The 15004-nt window shown below is 61.4% G+C and carries 14 protein-coding genes and 2 tRNA genes; 6 read left to right on the top strand and 10 right to left on the bottom strand.

Annotated features, from left to right (window positions below):
• Positions 1-111 precede the first annotated feature (111 nt).
• The 6 genes from DJ029_RS18065 to DJ029_RS21805 form a co-directional block, all read right to left on the bottom strand.
• Positions 112-567, bottom strand: a complete 456-nt coding sequence (locus tag DJ029_RS18065; protein ID WP_112323899.1) for an arsenate-mycothiol transferase ArsC — start codon at positions 565-567, stop codon at positions 112-114.
• Positions 568-571: 4 nt separating this feature from the next.
• Positions 572-1060, bottom strand: coding sequence for a UPF0262 family protein (locus tag DJ029_RS18060; RefSeq protein WP_112323898.1), 489 nt, complete (start codon positions 1058-1060; stop codon positions 572-574).
• Positions 1057-2367 (bottom strand): histidinol dehydrogenase, encoded by a 1311-nt coding sequence (hisD, locus tag DJ029_RS18055; RefSeq protein WP_112323897.1) that lies wholly within the window; start codon positions 2365-2367, stop codon positions 1057-1059. The genes DJ029_RS18060 and hisD overlap by 4 nt, the downstream gene beginning before the upstream one ends.
• A gap of 134 nt (positions 2368-2501) precedes the next feature.
• Positions 2502-2981 (bottom strand): DUF2948 family protein, encoded by a 480-nt coding sequence (locus tag DJ029_RS18050; RefSeq protein WP_112323896.1) that lies wholly within the window; start codon positions 2979-2981, stop codon positions 2502-2504.
• 3 nt (positions 2982-2984) lie between these two features.
• Positions 2985-4250: a UDP-N-acetylglucosamine 1-carboxyvinyltransferase gene (murA, locus tag DJ029_RS18045; protein ID WP_112323895.1), complete on the bottom strand. Its 1266-nt coding sequence runs from the start codon at positions 4248-4250 to the stop codon at positions 2985-2987.
• A gap of 24 nt (positions 4251-4274) precedes the next feature.
• Positions 4275-4442, bottom strand: a complete 168-nt coding sequence (locus tag DJ029_RS21805) for a hypothetical protein (RefSeq protein ID WP_157966435.1) — start codon at positions 4440-4442, stop codon at positions 4275-4277.
• 126 nt (positions 4443-4568) lie between these two features.
• Between DJ029_RS21805 and DJ029_RS18040 the strand changes: the two genes are divergently transcribed.
• Positions 4569-4643, top strand: a tRNA-Thr gene (locus DJ029_RS18040).
• Positions 4644-4949: 306 nt separating this feature from the next.
• Here the strand turns inward: DJ029_RS18040 and DJ029_RS18035 are convergent.
• Positions 4950-5026, bottom strand: a tRNA-Met gene (locus tag DJ029_RS18035).
• Positions 5027-5455: 429 nt separating this feature from the next.
• Complete coding sequence (locus tag DJ029_RS18030) at positions 5456-5656, bottom strand: hypothetical protein (RefSeq protein ID WP_198671189.1); 201 nt, start codon at positions 5654-5656, stop codon at positions 5456-5458.
• Between the two features lie 460 nt (positions 5657-6116).
• Between DJ029_RS18030 and DJ029_RS18025 the strand changes: the two genes are divergently transcribed.
• The 3 genes from DJ029_RS18025 to DJ029_RS18015 all read left to right on the top strand — a co-directional run bounded on the left by DJ029_RS18025 (position 6117) and on the right by DJ029_RS18015 (position 8875).
• Positions 6117-7745: a response regulator transcription factor gene (locus DJ029_RS18025; RefSeq protein ID WP_112323893.1), complete on the top strand. Its 1629-nt coding sequence runs from the start codon at positions 6117-6119 to the stop codon at positions 7743-7745.
• Between the two features lie 249 nt (positions 7746-7994).
• Complete coding sequence (locus DJ029_RS18020) at positions 7995-8396, top strand: cupin domain-containing protein (RefSeq protein ID WP_157966434.1); 402 nt, start codon at positions 7995-7997, stop codon at positions 8394-8396.
• A gap of 26 nt (positions 8397-8422) precedes the next feature.
• Positions 8423-8875, top strand: a complete 453-nt coding sequence (locus DJ029_RS18015; protein WP_112323891.1) for a nuclear transport factor 2 family protein — start codon at positions 8423-8425, stop codon at positions 8873-8875.
• Between the two features lie 364 nt (positions 8876-9239).
• Here the strand turns inward: DJ029_RS18015 and DJ029_RS18010 are convergent, their stop codons facing one another.
• Together DJ029_RS18010 and DJ029_RS18005 are read right to left on the bottom strand one after the other, a co-directional pair.
• Positions 9240-9860, bottom strand: a complete 621-nt coding sequence (locus tag DJ029_RS18010) for a flavin reductase family protein (protein ID WP_157966433.1) — start codon at positions 9858-9860, stop codon at positions 9240-9242.
• Positions 9861-10108: 248 nt separating this feature from the next.
• Entirely contained in the window at positions 10109-11749 is a 1641-nt protein-coding gene (locus DJ029_RS18005; RefSeq protein ID WP_198671188.1) for a bifunctional AfsR/SARP family transcriptional regulator/alpha/beta hydrolase, read from the bottom strand.
• A gap of 129 nt (positions 11750-11878) precedes the next feature.
• On the opposite strand from DJ029_RS18005, the gene DJ029_RS18000 reads away from it, so the two are divergent.
• Positions 11879-12394, top strand: coding sequence for a DUF6647 family protein (locus tag DJ029_RS18000; protein WP_112323888.1), 516 nt, complete (start codon positions 11879-11881; stop codon positions 12392-12394).
• Positions 12395-13170: 776 nt separating this feature from the next.
• Positions 13171-14304, top strand: a complete 1134-nt coding sequence (locus DJ029_RS17995; RefSeq protein ID WP_112323887.1) for a DUF4268 domain-containing protein — start codon at positions 13171-13173, stop codon at positions 14302-14304.
• Positions 14305-15004: the final 700 nt, after the last annotated feature.

Here is a 15004-nt window from a genome sequence, read left to right as displayed (position 1 = left end):
CCCAACTTTCGCCGAACTCTACGCGAGCGGGACGCGCAAGCAAACCGGGCAAGGCCGCGACGTATCCCAGATGTCACACCGCAAATGTCATACCTAGCGCCGTGGCGCGGGTCAGCCCCCCTCGGGCGGGAAACGTTCCTTGATGCGCGCCAGGATCTGGTCGCGCGCCTGGCGATAGGCCGCCAGCTTTTCTTCGCGGGTCTCGCCCAAGCCCGTGGGGTCGAAGATCGGCCAGTATTCCACGTCGATGGCATGCACCCGCGTGTATTCCTGCGCGTGGCGCAGCGAGGCGGGCGACAGCGCCACGATCAGGTCATAGCTGTCGAAGGCGTCGCCCCATTCCTCCATCTCCTCGAACGAGCGGGTGCGGTGGCGGGTCAGTTCCACCCCGATCTCGGCGCAGACCGCGACGGAAAAGCCGTCGACTTCCTGCTCATGGCGCACACCGGCGGACTGGACGTAGATCCTTGTGCCGTGGATCTTCTTCATGATCCCTTCGGCCATGGGCGAGCGCACGGAATTGTAGTCGCAACAGAACAGCACGGAGGTGGGCTTATCCGCGCTCACCCCCTTAGCCCTTCGCTTGCAGGACGCAGATCAGGGTGAACAGGCGGCGCGCGGTGTCGTGGTCGGTTTCCACCTTGCCTTCCAGCCGCTCGGTCAGGATGCGCGCGCCCTCATTGTGGATGCCGCGCCGGCCCATGTCGATCGCCTCGATCTGGCTGGCGGGCAGTTTCTTGACCGCGTCGAAATAGGCCTCGCAGATCTGGAAGTAGTCGCGCACCACCTGCCGGAACGGCCCGAGCGACAGGTGAAAGGCGCGCACCGGCTCGCCCGCTTCGGTGCGCACGGCAAAGACCAGGCGGCCCTCTTCTATCGACAGGTCCAGCCCGTAGGGGCCGACAGGGGCCGCCTGCCCTTCCCGCGCCGGCACGCTGAAACTGTTGTCCTCGAGCAGGTCGAAGATGGCGACGCGGCGCTCCTGCTCGATCTCGGGCGTGGGGGCGGGCAGGCCCCGGTCGTCGAGGGTGATGTCGCTCAGGCGATTCGATGCGCTCATGAAGCATCCTCGTTGATCTGGTCGAGCCGGGCGCGCACCGACAGCCCGTGCGCCTGCAGGCTTTCCGAATTGGCCAGCGTTTCCGCCGCCCCCCCGATCGCGCCGAGCGCGCCGGGGCTCATCCGCGCCAGCGTGGTGCGCTTCATGAAGTCGAGCACCGACAACCCGGAGGAGAACCGCGCCGAGCGCGCCGTGGGCAGCACGTGGTTCGGCCCGCCGACGTAATCGCCGATCGCCTCGGGCGTCCAGGCGCCAAGGAAGATCGCGCCGGCATGACGGATCCGCGCGCTCAGCGCCTCAGGGTCGGCGATGAGCAGTTCAAGATGCTCGGGCGCGATCCGGTCCGAAAGAACCGCCGCCTCTTCCAGGTCGCGCACGGTGATGACCGCGCCGTGGTCGCGCCAACTTGCGCCCGCGATGGCGCGCCGCTCCAGCGTCTCAAGCCGCTTGGTCACGGCGGCCGAGACCGCCGCGCCAAAGGCGGCATCGTCGGTGATCAGGATGGACTGCGCGCTTTCGTCATGCTCCGCCTGGCTGAGCAGGTCCAGCGCGATCCAGTCCGGGTTGTTGTCGCTGTCCGCGATCACCAGGATTTCCGAAGGCCCCGCGATCATGTCGATCCCAACGCGCCCGAACACCTGGCGCTTGGCTGCCGCCACGAAGGCGTTGCCCGGGCCTGTGATCTTGTCGACCTTCGGGATCGTCGCGGTGCCATAGGCAAGGGCTGCAATCGCCTGCGCCCCGCCGATGCGGTAGATTTCATGCACCCCCGCGACCCGCGCCGCGTAGAGCACCAGCGGGTTGACCTTGCCATCCGGGGTCGGCGCGCAGATCGCCAGCCGCTCGACCCCGGCGACCTGCGCGGGGATCGCGTTCATCAGGACCGAGGACGGATAGGAGGCCAGCCCGCCCGGCACGTACAGCCCGGCGGCTTCAACCGCGCTCCACCGCCAGCCAAGCTCGGCCCCCGTGGGATCGGTCCAGCGTTCTTCGTGGGGCAACTGGCGTTCATGATAAGCGCGGATACGCTCGGCGGCGAGGTCAAGCGCCGCGCGGTCCGAATCCGACACCCGCTCGATGGCGGCGTCCACTTCCTCCGCCGGAATCGCGAGGGTTTCGGGCGTCAGCGACAGCCGGTCGAAACGCTCGGTCAGCTCGCACACCGCCGCGTCGCCACGGGTACGCACATCCGCGATAATCGCGGCCACGGCCGCATCCACGTCCGGCGCATCCTCTCGCTTGGCCCCGAGAAGGGCCTGGAAACGGGACTCGAAATCGGCATCGGCGGTGGACAGGAAAACAGGCATCGGACACTCCTTTGGCGCTGACATACAGGACAGCGGCAGGCAGGCTCAACCCGTGAGAGAGCGCCACGCCAGCGCAGTATAGTGAAAGCCGGGGGCGATACGACCGCGCCATGCGGCGTCAGGTGCGCGCGCCCTCAGGCGTCATGATGGGGGGCCTTGCCGCTGGGCGCGGCATAGGGGCGGGTCACGTCGGTCAAGGTGATGTCGATGCACTCGACATCCAGCGCGATCTCTCCGTCACCGGCTAGGATCAGGCGCAGGGTGCCGCCGCCATCCTCGCCTTCCACGAAGATCAGATCGAGGATCGACAGGATCAGGTCCTTGTCCGCGGGATCGACCCCGCTGGAGCGGACCGCCAGCGCGCTGTCGACGACCAGCAGCGCGCGGGTCCGCTCGAACGGGCGCGCTTCGGCTTCGGCGGCGGACTTGTCCTCCCAGCGGAAGCGGTTGATCAGCGCGGCAAAGCGCAACCGCTTGGGTTGCCAGCGGATTTCCGAACTCGGCAGGATCGCGTCCTGCACCAGCGCCGCGAGGACGGGCACATCCTCGGCGCGCTCCGCCTTCAGGCGAAGCGGGCCTTCCTGTGCATCCTCGAAGCGCGCATCGTCCGACATCGCCTACCCCTTGATCCGCTCGATCCGGGCACCGCAGCCGCCGAGCTTTTCCTCGAGTCGCTCATACCCGCGATCGAGGTGATAGACACGCGCAACCGTCGTTTCCCCTTCGGCGGCAAGCCCCGCCAGGATCAGCGAGACGGAGGCGCGCAGGTCCGTCGCCATCACCGGCGCCCCGGTCAGCCGCTCCACACCCTCGACCTTGGCCGTGCCGCCATGCACGTCGATCTTCGCACCCATGCGCAGCAGTTCCGGCGCGTGCATGAAACGATTCTCGAAAATCGTCTCCTCCAGCGCCGAAGTCCCCTCGGCCAGCGTCAGCAGCGCCATCATCTGCGCCTGCAGATCCGTCGGGAAGCCGGGAAACGGCTCGGTGCGCACATCGACGGCGCGCAGACGCTCACCGTTGCGGGTGACGCGCAGCCCGGCGTCGGTATCCTCGACCGTCACGCCGGTCTGCTCCAGCTTGTCGGCGAAGCTGGCCACCAGCTCGCGACGCCCGCCGAGCAGTTCGACAGAGCCGCCCGCGATCGCCGGGGCCAGCATGTAGGTGCCAAGCTCGATCCGGTCGGACACGACCTGGTAGGTCGCGCCATGCAACGACTCCACGCCCTGAACCGTGATGGTGGAGGTCCCCTCCCCCTCGATCTGCGCGCCCATGGCCCGCAGGCAACGCGCGAGGTCCACTATTTCCGGCTCGCGCGCGGCATTGTTGATGACGGTGGTGCCCTTCGCCAGGGTCGCGGCCATCAGCACGTTTTCCGTCGCCCCGACCGAGACGATGGGGAAATCGACCGTACCGCCCTTCAGCCCGCCGTTGGCCGTGCCGTGCACGTAGCCGTCCTTCAGCTCAAGCTTCGCGCCCAGCGCCTCCAGCCCCATCAGGTGCAGGTCCATCGGCCGCGCGCCGATGGCGCATCCGCCCGGCAGTGACACGACGGCCCGCCCCTCCCGCGCCAGAAGCGGGCCGAGCACCAGGTTCGAGGCGCGCATCCGGCGCACGATCTCGTAATCGGCGATGTGGTTCAGATCGGCTCCCGCGCTGATCGCCAGAACCCGGCGATGTTGCAGGGACGCGACTTCACAGCCCAGCGATTCCAGCAAGGACGCCATGGTGCGAATGTCCGACAGGCGCGGCGCATTTGTCAGCGTCAGCGGCTCGGACGTCAGCAGTGCCGCAGGCATAAGCGTGAGGCAGGCGTTTTTCGCCCCGGAAATCGGGATCTGCCCGGAGAGCGTCTGCCCCCCCTTGACGAGAATGCTGTCCATGCCTGCCCACTCCTTGCCCCGCGCTCAGCGGGTCTGATCCTGCGTATCGTCTGCTGGCGTATCGCTGTCCGTGCGCGCCCGGGCCCTGCCCTTGCGCCGTTTCAGATTCTCTCGCAATGCCCGCGCCAGCCGTTCCGCCTTTTCGGCGGCACGACGCTCTTTCTCGGACGCGGCGTTGTCTGATTTTGCCATGAGGTTTGCTTTAGGGCAGCGCGTCGCCCCAGTCCAGACCGCAGCCCCGCACCGATGACACGCCCGGCGATTTTTCCTGTTGCACTCGGGATCAAATGGGCTAAAAGCCTGCCGACACGGTAACGGGCTGCTGTAGCTCAGAGGTAGAGCACTCCCTTGGTAAGGGAGAGGTCGAGAGTTCAATTCTCTCCAGCAGCACCATTTTTTCAAGAACTTAGAGAATCGGCCGGGAGTTGGCGCACAGTTATGTGCACAGAAACGCCCGTGGCCGCACGAGCGGCGCAGCGGATTGCAAATCCGTATTGAAGACAAGTCTCGCGGCGACAACCGCTTGCCTGCGCCGGGTTCCATGGAAATCGTCGGCCCGCCACGATTCCGAATCCCCGTATCGGTTGCCCCGGCCCTCATCAGGCGGGATTACAACCACTCTTCCGGCAAGGGCGGCCATACGTGGCATCAAGGGCCCGCACAGTCCCGACAAGAACCAAAAGCATCACAAGGGAAATATGGTAGCGGAGGAGGGACTTGAACCCCCGACACGCGGATTATGATTCCGCTGCTCTAACCACCTGAGCTACTCCGCCAACTACGGCTGGCTGATTATGCGGTTCCGGCCAGCGCGTCAAGGCGCAACTGACCCGATATTGGGGCCTTTGGCGACGCTGCCGTTTCAAGCCGAGCCAGTACCCGTCACAGGGATGCGAAGGTGCGCTAATGCGTCAAATGCAATAGCGCAGTTCAAGTGGCCCGCTCACCGGGACCTTCAGATTTTTAATCTGAAGGTCCGATAGATATTAGTCTCTCTAATCGGATGGGTAGAGGCAGTCGTTCTGGCATATTCAGCGATGCCAAAAGGCAGCATAAAACTCAGTAATTTAGAAGGGTGTGATGGCGGCATGCGCCGCAATGAATGCGGTGGGAATTAGACTGAGAGTCAACGTGTCGGTGGTTTAAATCCATCTCCAGGACCATAGCAGTTTATCGCCCGATCACTATCAAGGAACAATACCGGGTTACGTCCGGATCAGACGATAGCGCGCGAGAGCGGTGATATAGGCGGTCTCATCGGGCGAGGTCTCGACGAAGATCTTGCGATGGGCCTCAAGCAAGTCCCCATCACGAGTTACCAGCGTCTCTTCTTCGACCTCCAAACCACTTGTATCGATCGCTTCCTTCTGTCCGTCGTCAGACAAATCCCGGTCAACGAGCGTCATAGAGCGCTTGGGTTGGTCGTGGGCACCTATGGGGTCGCGGAGATGCATGGAGGCTATCAGCGGCGCTCATGGGGGATCCTCGGGGGCTCCTAGAGGGGTTCCGGCCCTTAGCAGCGGACCTTCAGCCCCCCTAGGCTATTAGCCGCAGTGCGGTCCGCCGAGGCAGCCGTTCGCCGCGAGTGCGTTGTCCACACGTTTGCCGAGGTCCGCTGTGCGGACTTTCTAGCCGTTCGCTTTAAGGTTACATTAAACCTTTAGGCTGCGTTGTACCGCTTTGCCACGGCCGCGGACGATTTCATTGTGACCGAGCGAGCGTTCTTCAACGTTTCCGACACTTCGAACATACCGCACGACGGAACCGCGACGCGCGCAGGATCTTCGACAGTTTACCAGAGAGCATACAGCTCTTCCGCGGACTGCTGGCTCTGCTAGTCTGGCTCCGCCCGCTGGAAGGGTTCGGATGATGCAAGACACGGACGCCTGGGACTGGCAGAGTGAGTACGAACGCCTCGCGGCGCAGGACGCCGCACGCAGGCTCGATCCCGAGGGGTTGGGGGCGCTGGCCACTGCGGCCTACATGACGGGCCGCGAAGACGACTACCTTTCGGTCCTGGCCCGGCTTTTTGACGTTCAAGAGGCTAAGCAGGACGCGCACGCCGCGGCGCGTACTGCCTTCTGGCTTGGTCTCACGCTGATGTTTCGAGGCGAACCCGGCCGCAGCGGAGGTTGGCTGGCACGGGCCGCCGCACTTGCCAAGAATTTGCCGCCCGGCAGTGCCGTGCACGGCTATGTCCTTGTACCGTCCGCCGAGAGCGCACTCGGAAGGGACGATCCCGCTAATGCGCAGTTGCTGGCCGAGCGCATTCTGGCGATCGGAGAGGGCAGCGGCGATGCGGATCTGGCCGCCATCGCACGGCACATCGTAGGCCGGGCGCGACTTGCGCAGGGCGACATCGCCAGTGGACTGGCCGATCTCGACCGAACCATGATCGCCGTTAGCGAGGGCCGCTGCTCTCCGATTGTGACCGGACTGATCTACTGCAGCGTCATTGATACCTGTCAGAGCTTCCGAATCTATCAGCGGGCCAGGGAATGGACCACAGCGCTCTCGGGCTGGTGCGGAACGCAGCCGGGACTCGTCGCGTTCACCGGTCGATGCCTGATCCATCGGTCCGAGATCATGGTGCTGGCCGGCGACTGGAGCGCCGCCGAGGGCGAAGCAGATACGGCATGCAAGCGGCTTTTGGAGGGTCCCGCGGCGCACCACGCAGGTCCCGCATTTTATCAGCGTGGCGAAGTCCTGCGGCTTTCCGGCCGCTTCGGTGAGGCCGACGAAGCTTACCGCGCCGCCAGCCGCCATGGCTTCGACCCACAGCCGGGACTGGCGTTGATGCGGCTGGCGGAGGGTGAGCTGCAGTCGGCAGAGACCGCCATACGCCGCGCGCTGGTGGCAGCCGAGAAACCGACCGAAAGGATGCGCCTTTTGCCGGCCGCAGCCAAGATTGCACTCGCGGCTGGCGACTTGACCGATGCTGACCGGTATTGCGCCGAACTTGGCAGTTTGGGTGAAACACATGGCTCTGACGCCTTCACGGCTGTTAGTGCCGAGGTTCGCGCAAGTTTGGCACTTGCCCGCGGCGAGGCCGAGACAGCCCTGCGCGAATGTTCCCGCGCCGCCGGGGTTTGGCGCCGGCTGCAAGCCCCTTATCGGCTTGCAATGGTTCGTTTGCTCACCGCACGCTCCTGTGCGGCGATGGGTGACAATGAGACCGCTCGCGGCGAGGCAATGGCCGCAATGGACACCTTTCGCAATCTGGGTGCCGAGCCCGATGTCAGCGCTGCGGAAGCTGTGCTGCGGGCACACACCACCAGAGCCGAGAGCCCGCTGACCTCGCGGCAGGTTCAAGTACTGAGGTTCATTGCCAAGGGCCTTACGAACCGCGAAATTGCGGCCCAGCTGGGTCTCTCGGGACGCACCGTCGACCGCCATGTCTCGGACATCCTTACCCGCATCGATGCTCCGACGCGCGCCGCCGCAACCGCCTGGGCAGTCATCCACGGAGTCATCACGCCGACCGACCCTGAGTAATTCTACCCAGACAAATAAACCGGGCTCCTCGGTAGTCTCACCGAAGCGGACGTCACCCGGCCGGTCTACCTTCTGGTCACCGCCAACGAAGGAGACGAGGCATCCAAATCGCCCCAATAAGGCTGTGCAACGGGCGATCTGCTGTGGTGACTGCCCGGTCGCCGCCAGCACTCGCCACCGCTCAACGGATTGGGTCGTGGGCCGCCTTACAATCCATCCTTGGAAATGAAACCAGACATGGAGTTTCCGATGACCAGAATGACAACCACAATCACCGCAATTGCCATGGCGTGCCTGACGGTCGGTGCCGCGACCGGCTCTGAGGAGGAGACCGTGACCATGTTGCTGAACCAGACTCTGGCCGGGATGAACGGCAAGGAGGTTAACATGGTGCAGGTCGATGTGCCGGCGGGTTTCGAGACCGAGCGCCACCTGCATCCGGGTCACATGTTCATGTACGTGCTCGACGGCGCAGTGGAAATCGAAGTCGAAGGCCTGCCAACGGTACAACTGGCCGCTGGCGAGGCGGTCTACGAGATACCCGGCATTCCGATGGTCGGCCGCAACCTCAGCACGACCGAAGGCGCGACGCTGCTGATCTTCGCGCTGGGCGACGTGGGCGCACCTTTGGAACTGCCGGCGCCCGAATGACTGCTGAATCAGAAAAGGATACCAACATGACCCTTCCGACCGCAGAGATTGAAACCGCCATCTTCGACATCCATGCCTTCTTCACCGACTGGGTCGGGGGACGTTGCCCGGGAGACAGGGAGACCTTCCAAAAGAACGCGCTCGAATGGATTTCCGACGATTTCGTCGCGATCTTCCCGGCCGGCCGGATGTTCGGCAAGAAGGACTTCGAAGGTTACATGGGCTCGATCTATGGATCGAACCCTGACTTCCGGATCAAGATACGCAACATTCGGGTCCAGCACACAAGTGCGGACATGGTCGTCGTCAACTATGAGGAGTGGCAACGCGATGCGAAGGACTCAGACAAGCCCAACAACGCGCGCGTGACGACCATGGTTCTGGGCGCCAGGCCTGACGCCAACGGTCTGCACCTACTGCAGGTCCACGAAACGTGGTTGCCCGATGAGGTCCAGGCGGCTGGGGATTACCACTTCTGAGACGAAGCCAAAGCCTTCCCGTGCCGAAGATGCCGGGTGAGGACACCAATCGTCCGTCAATTTCCGCTTCGGGCTCACTGCGGTCATGCGGCGGCGTAGCAGTTCCTCAGGATGCAGCCTGATCTGAATGTCCGCTGCCAATGGTCTGGATCGATAATCGCGCATTTGCGGCGAAAGGCCGGAATCCGCCCGTTTCTGTCGGGTGTCGCGATCGGCCCATAGCGGACCTTCGGGCGATGCGCAGCGAAAGTCCGCTCGGACCCCTGAGTCGACGTTACAAACCCTCCTGCCGGGAATATCAACCGCAGTTAACCTTTGCTGCCAATCATGGTGAGCGTAATAAAGTCAGAATTCCAGCCGAGTATCATTTTAGCAATTCATCCGGGTCCGGCGCCTGTCCGGAATATACTTCACCTAGAGATGCGTATAGCGTCCCGTACAGACGTGCGATCGGAAACTTTCCACCCCAATTGATGTATTCTCGCCCACCGTCCCAAAGGTCGTCGCGGATGTGCGCGGCAAGGACTTCTCCCAGAACTATGTCTCGGGCCATTCCGCATTGCACGGTTACATAGCGCCGACACTCGAAAGCAATTGGGGCTTGCGGAATTCTTGGTGGCACAACGTGATCGGATTCGATGGTTTCAAATCCAGCGAGAGGCAATTCGTTAATACCTTGTGGCAATGCAGAAGCGGTCTTTAACATACCCTCAAACATCGACTCGTCGACAATGTGAGCGACGAATTCGCCTGTTTCTTCGATATTGCGTCCCGTATCCTTTTTGGGTCCGCTGGCTCGCCTTCCGATCCCAAGGGCAACAATCGGCGGTTCGTCCGAGAAGCAATTGAAGAAAGAGAACGGAGCCGCATTGGGCTCGCCGTGGCTGTCCACTGTCGTCACAAGGGCGGGTGGCCGCGGAATAACTGAAGCGGTCATCACCTTGTATTTTAACTTTTGGTCAATTTGGTCGAAATCGATCCGCATGCAAACCATCCCTGTTCGGCTGCCGACCAACAGAGTTGACGACAGAAATGAGCCAGAGTGCTAGATGTAAAGTGTTTCTGTCCGGAAACATTTGGCTAGCAATTATTCCCAAGAAAACAGATGGCAGCTTCGTACACACCCGTGTCTGTCACCCACATGCTACCCAGACAAGCAATCCAAAACCACAAATCGGACGTTCAAGCAAAGCGCAACGAACGACCGCTTCGAGCCCAGAGCGGCTCTAGCTGTTAGGACGATGCCTTCACGTTTCGGCGACCATGAGTGGACGGGTGAAGTCCCGAGCCGAGGAAGTGGCGCGCCTCCATCGAGAAGGTGGTCCAGGCCCGTTCGTTCTCCAGCGGAATGTGGTTGTCGCTGTCGAGCGGAACCAGGCGGGCATTCGGGATTTCCCGCGCCAGCCTCTCTCCTTCGGCCAACGGTGAGATGCGATCTCCGATCGCGTGGCAGACGAGGGTGGGAACCCGAACCTGCGCCAGGAGATCGCTGATGTCGATATGGGACAGCGCGTGGCGAATGCGGACGGCGTTTTCAGGCGACGTGCCGATCCGCATCATCTCGTTGTACCAATCCATCTGCCGTTTCGAGCCGCCAGGTATCAGGCTCGACGTGTAGAGCATGCGCAGTGACGGGTTGTCGCGGCCCCAGCCGAAGCGGATCAGGCGGTCTACGGCTTCGGAGGCTTCACGGGCATCGTCGCCCCGGCGCGCCATGCCAGTGACGAAGCCGCCGAGAAGAATGAGGCCGCGCACCCGCTCGGGCCGGCGCACGGCGAGATCGACAGCGATGGGAGCGCCCTGCGAAATCCCAAGAACCACGGCCGGTTCATCCACAATCGCATCCACCACCGCGTCGAGGTCGATTCGAAACGAGTCGAAGGAGATGTCCGGGCAATCCCAGTCCGAAAGCCCGTTGCCCCTCTGATCATAGCGCACGAACCTGTGGGCTTCGGAGAAGAACTCGAGAAAGTGGCGCCAGACCGGGCTGTGTTCTTCGAAGGCGAGGTGGGTCATCCAATTGGGCGTCTTGAGCAGGGTCGGACCGTGGCCAATGATGCCGCAGGCGATAGAAGTGCCGTCGCCGGCGGTGACGTGGCGGATGGTCTGGTGAACGCTGCGCGCGCTGCGGGGTGCCGGTGGGTGCACCAGAGACGGGTCGTCCAGCGCCCGAAAGGTGTCGGGTTCGGGGTCCACGCCTAGCTCGCTCCGGATGAGGTCGCGGCAATGTTCGGCATGCTTGCGCGCCTCGCAGAGGGCGCCAGACGCGACGTGAAGCTCGATGATCTGCCGGTGAATGTCCTCCTGAAGGGGGTCGATCCGAAGTGCGAGATCGGCGCTGTTCAGAGCGTCCTCGATACGGGACGCCCGGCGGTAGTGGTCGGTTAGCCGGCCAAGGACAGAGAGCGCCTGTGCCTCGAGATGGCGGCGTTCAGCGATAAGCCAAGTGTCGAAGGCGTCGTCGTTTAGGTCGAAGCCGTCGAGGAAGGGGCCCCGGTAGAGAGCCGCGGCCAATTCAAGATCGGCGATGCCCGCACTTGCCGCGTATTCAGTGAACGCGGAGACGTCGGCGCGAAGCAGGTCGGGATCGATTGCGAGGGTGTTCTCGTCCACCGACACCAGCGCCTCCGGTCCGAGCTCGGCCCGGATCGTGTGGACGACCTGGCGAAGGCTGGTCCGTGCCGCAGGTTCCGAGGATTCGCTCCAAAGGAACCCGGCGATTTCCTGTCTCAAGATTGGCCGTTTTGGTCGGGTGGCCAGAAGGGCGAGCAGTCCGATCGCCTTGTTTCGCCCGAAGCGGACCGTTCGGCCCGTGTCTGAGGCGCGGACAACGGGTTGGCCAAGCAGACAGAGATCGTGGCTCCGATCACGCATTTTGGGCGGCATCCTTCTTCAGCTCGCGTCAGCGTAACAAACTTGGGTTCGGTTGTATCGGGCCGCCGTAACGGCGCCGTTACGGGCACGGATTTGGATCCTCACGAATGTAACCATTGGAGGATCGATATGCGACTTTCTCTTTTCCCTGCCTTGCTGGCGCTGGCTTTCTCGGCGGAGCCTGCAATTTCGGAGACCTCGGATCACAGTCTTCTGGGATGTCCCGAAGACGGGTCGGCGCTGGAACGGGCGGTGTCCTTTCTCGAAGACATGAACATGGCGCCGACCGTCATTCGCTGTCCGAGGCGCATGACGGATCTTCACCTTGCCCGGCTCTACTTTGACAAGGACGACGGAGACCCCGGCGACCAAACCGTGGCCGCGCTATATGTCCGGGCGACCGGCGAAATACTCGTTGACGCCAATACAGACTTTCGGGATCCGGTGGATCTGAGCTTTTTAGTTCACGAGCTAGTCCATAGCCGACAGATGGAAGCGCCCGAGATCACGGCATGTGTCGGCGTCCTGGAAGCCGAAGCCTATGCGATACAGGCGGCGTTTCTGCGCCGGGAGGGAAAGCCGCGCGAAGCGCTCCTGTTTGATCTCATGGGCCAGCTCCAGGCCGGTTGCGCCTCGCGCTATTAATCCAAATTCTAGAGACCGTTCAAAATCCGATGGCTCGCAGGGTCGTGCCGGATGACTCCAAAGCGATGACGGCTTCGTCCGCATAGCTGACTTTGGTGCAAACCGCAGCGAAGGACCGCTTTCCGCCCAAAGTGCACGTCGGATGGCGATCAGTATCAATCCATAACGCCAGAAAGGTCGTCCCATTTCATGCCTTCATAAGCTCAGACAGGTACACCTCTCCAAGGATCCGCGTTCCTGGTGGCCGGCGCACAGCCGCGACTGGACCAATAGGACGACTGAAGTTGTCTAGGACGTCCAGTATATCCTCCCAGCAATCGCATAGGGGCTTCCATCAAAGGAAACCATTTTCCTCCCGGCCAAAAGCAACCAACAGGTCGCCAGTTCGCAGCGAGTTTGGCTAAAGGCTATTTTGCATGAGTGCGTTTGGTTTGGGTCCATCACCGGTAATCCCGGTCAACGAGCGTCGCAGATTGATTGAGTCGTCGGGGCACCACATGGGTCGGGGAGGCGTAAAGAGGCTGTCAGCGGCGCTCCTTCGCAACTTCAGGGCGGCCCTGAAGGGGTTTAGGCCCGAAGCCTGACCTTCAGGCGTCGGAAAGCTAAAGTCGGTTTCGAATCCAAACCTACCGAGTGCGGCAGGTGGCACGAACTCGCAATCGGCCAATCTTGCAGTCTTCCAAGAAAAACAGTCAGATGTCAGCATAATAGTCCCACGGCGAAGCCAAAGGGACCGTCTGCGTGACCGCAAAGACCTCCTGAAAGGAAGATACCAGTTGTTCCAGATTAACCGCAACGACAATTGTTTGAACAGGTTGGAAGAGAGGACCTTTAGCGAGTTGAATTTCCGTGAAAGGGAACATCTGCAGGAGTGGCTGGCGCAGATGCCGGACGCGCTTGGCGAAGAATTATTGATCATCCAGAAGGAATTCGATGGATTCGATGACACCCGGGAGCGGTTGGATTTGCTTGCGTTAGACCGGGACGGACATCTTGTGGTTATCGAGAACAAGCTGGACGACACAGGCCGGAATGTTATCTGGCAGGCGCTGAAATACGCCGCTTATTGCTCGAACATGACGAAGTCTCAAATTGTGGAAATCTACCAGAAATACCTCGACCGCTACGAAGGTGGGGGCGGGGCTGCGAACAGGATTTGCGAGTTCCTCGAAGTGGAGGAGCTGGACGAATTAGTTTTAAACCCCGGTACTAGTCAGCGTGTGATTTTTGTTGCGGCCAACTTCCGCAAGGAGGTGACAGCGACAGCGCTCTGGTTGCTCGGTAGTGGCATACGCATCCAGTGCTATACTGTTAAACCCTATTCTTTTGGCGAGGAACTGCTGCTCGACATCCGCCAAATCATCCCGACCCCCGAGGCCGAAGAATACATGATCGGGATCACGTCCAAGGAAACCGAGGAGAAGCAGGCGTACGTGGCCAAGAAGGGGCGTTACAATCGCCGCGTGGAGTTCTGGCAGCAACTTTTTGAACAAATGCGCAGCGAGGGAGTATCTCTGTTTCAGAATGTTAGCCCAGGCAAAGGCAACTGGCTCGCCGCCGGTTCTGGCTCGTCAGGCTGCCCTTTCGTTCTCATTTACAATCAAAAGGTGGTACAAGTTCAGGTCGAGATGAACACAGGCGACAAGTTCATCAACAAAGAAATCTTCGACAACTTGCACGCTCAGAAGGATCAAATCGAAGAGGTATTCGGGGCGCCATTGTTGTGGCAACGTTTGGATGACCGAAAGCAAGCGCGGGTTCGTGTAGAACGAACCATCGACGGCTTGGACGAGGAGAACTGGCCTGCAATCAATCGATGGATGATCGACAAACTCGTAAAGCTGGAATTGGCGATCAGGCGGCCTCTTAATGAGGCTGCAAACCACATTAAGACAAATGCTACGTTGTGATGTCCATCGTATCCAAGAGCGAATTGGAACTTTAGGGAAACGGGCCAGTAAGAAGTCCGGCCCACTCTTGTCTTTGCGCAGGAAGGAAAACCTAGGCCATTCGATGCTATTGGCGGGATTGCGACCATCTGCACAAAGTGCAACGGACGTCTTTTGCCCGCCCAAAGTGCACGTCAGAGGGCTATCAGGGCCCTACCAGAATGTCTGAAGAGTCGTCCCATTCCATGCCTCCAAAAGCTCAGACAGGGACACCTCTCAAAGGCTCCGCGCGCCAGTGGGCGCCGCACACCCTCGACTGGACCAATATAGCGACTGCGGCTGTCTAGGACTTCCAGTATATGCTTCCAGAAATCGCGTACGGCTTCCGGTACCGATGGTAGTACCGGGACGCTCGTTACACACGCGAAGCCCACCCCTCCCAAGCCGGAGTTATAGGGAAAACTCATTGTTCTGAGGGTCTTGGGACTGAAGGTCGTCACGAAGCTCTGATTGCAGGCTCAATGAAACGAACTTAACTGTTTTGGTATCGAAAAGTTCACTAGGTACCAAAATGAAGTCAGCTACAAACACACGCTACCCTGTGACCTGCCCCGATTTTCAGGGCCATCCATAAATCGAGTTTGCTCTCCATTTGTGTGCCATCATTCGGCGGCGTGAGCAATGGGCGCGGGCGCGGAGCCCTCAGATAGCTCAAGCGGCT

The organism is Oceanibium sediminis (genome assembly GCF_003265325.1).
Taxonomy (GTDB): Bacteria; Pseudomonadota; Alphaproteobacteria; order Rhodobacterales; family Rhodobacteraceae; genus Halovulum; species Halovulum sediminis.
Note: the sequence above shows the minus strand (reverse complement) of the source record. Positions and strands in the feature narration are given on the sequence as shown.

Bases quoted from the DNA above. Each gene is read 5' to 3' on its own strand.
- DJ029_RS18060 (WP_112323898.1), bottom strand. From the start codon at position 1,060: ATGAGCGCATCGAATCGCCTGAGCGACATCACCCTCGACGACCGGGGC.
- hisD (WP_112323897.1), bottom strand. From the start codon at position 2,367: ATGCCTGTTTTCCTGTCCACCGCCGATGCCGATTTCGAGTCCCGTTTC.
- DJ029_RS18050 (WP_112323896.1), bottom strand. From the start codon at position 2,981: ATGTCGGACGATGCGCGCTTCGAGGATGCACAGGAAGGCCCGCTTCGC.
- murA (WP_112323895.1), bottom strand. From the start codon at position 4,250: ATGGACAGCATTCTCGTCAAGGGGGGGCAGACGCTCTCCGGGCAGATC.
- DJ029_RS21805 (WP_157966435.1), bottom strand. From the start codon at position 4,442: ATGGCAAAATCAGACAACGCCGCGTCCGAGAAAGAGCGTCGTGCCGCC.
- DJ029_RS18030 (WP_198671189.1), bottom strand. From the start codon at position 5,656: ATGACGCTCGTTGACCGGGATTTGTCTGACGACGGACAGAAGGAAGCG.
- DJ029_RS18025 (WP_112323893.1), top strand. From the start codon at position 6,117: ATGATGCAAGACACGGACGCCTGGGACTGGCAGAGTGAGTACGAACGC.
- DJ029_RS18020 (WP_157966434.1), top strand. From the start codon at position 7,995: ATGACCAGAATGACAACCACAATCACCGCAATTGCCATGGCGTGCCTG.
- DJ029_RS18015 (WP_112323891.1), top strand. From the start codon at position 8,423: ATGACCCTTCCGACCGCAGAGATTGAAACCGCCATCTTCGACATCCAT.
- DJ029_RS18010 (WP_157966433.1), bottom strand. From the start codon at position 9,860: ATGCGGATCGATTTCGACCAAATTGACCAAAAGTTAAAATACAAGGTG.
- DJ029_RS18005 (WP_198671188.1), bottom strand. From the start codon at position 11,749: ATGCGTGATCGGAGCCACGATCTCTGTCTGCTTGGCCAACCCGTTGTC.
- DJ029_RS18000 (WP_112323888.1), top strand. From the start codon at position 11,879: ATGCGACTTTCTCTTTTCCCTGCCTTGCTGGCGCTGGCTTTCTCGGCG.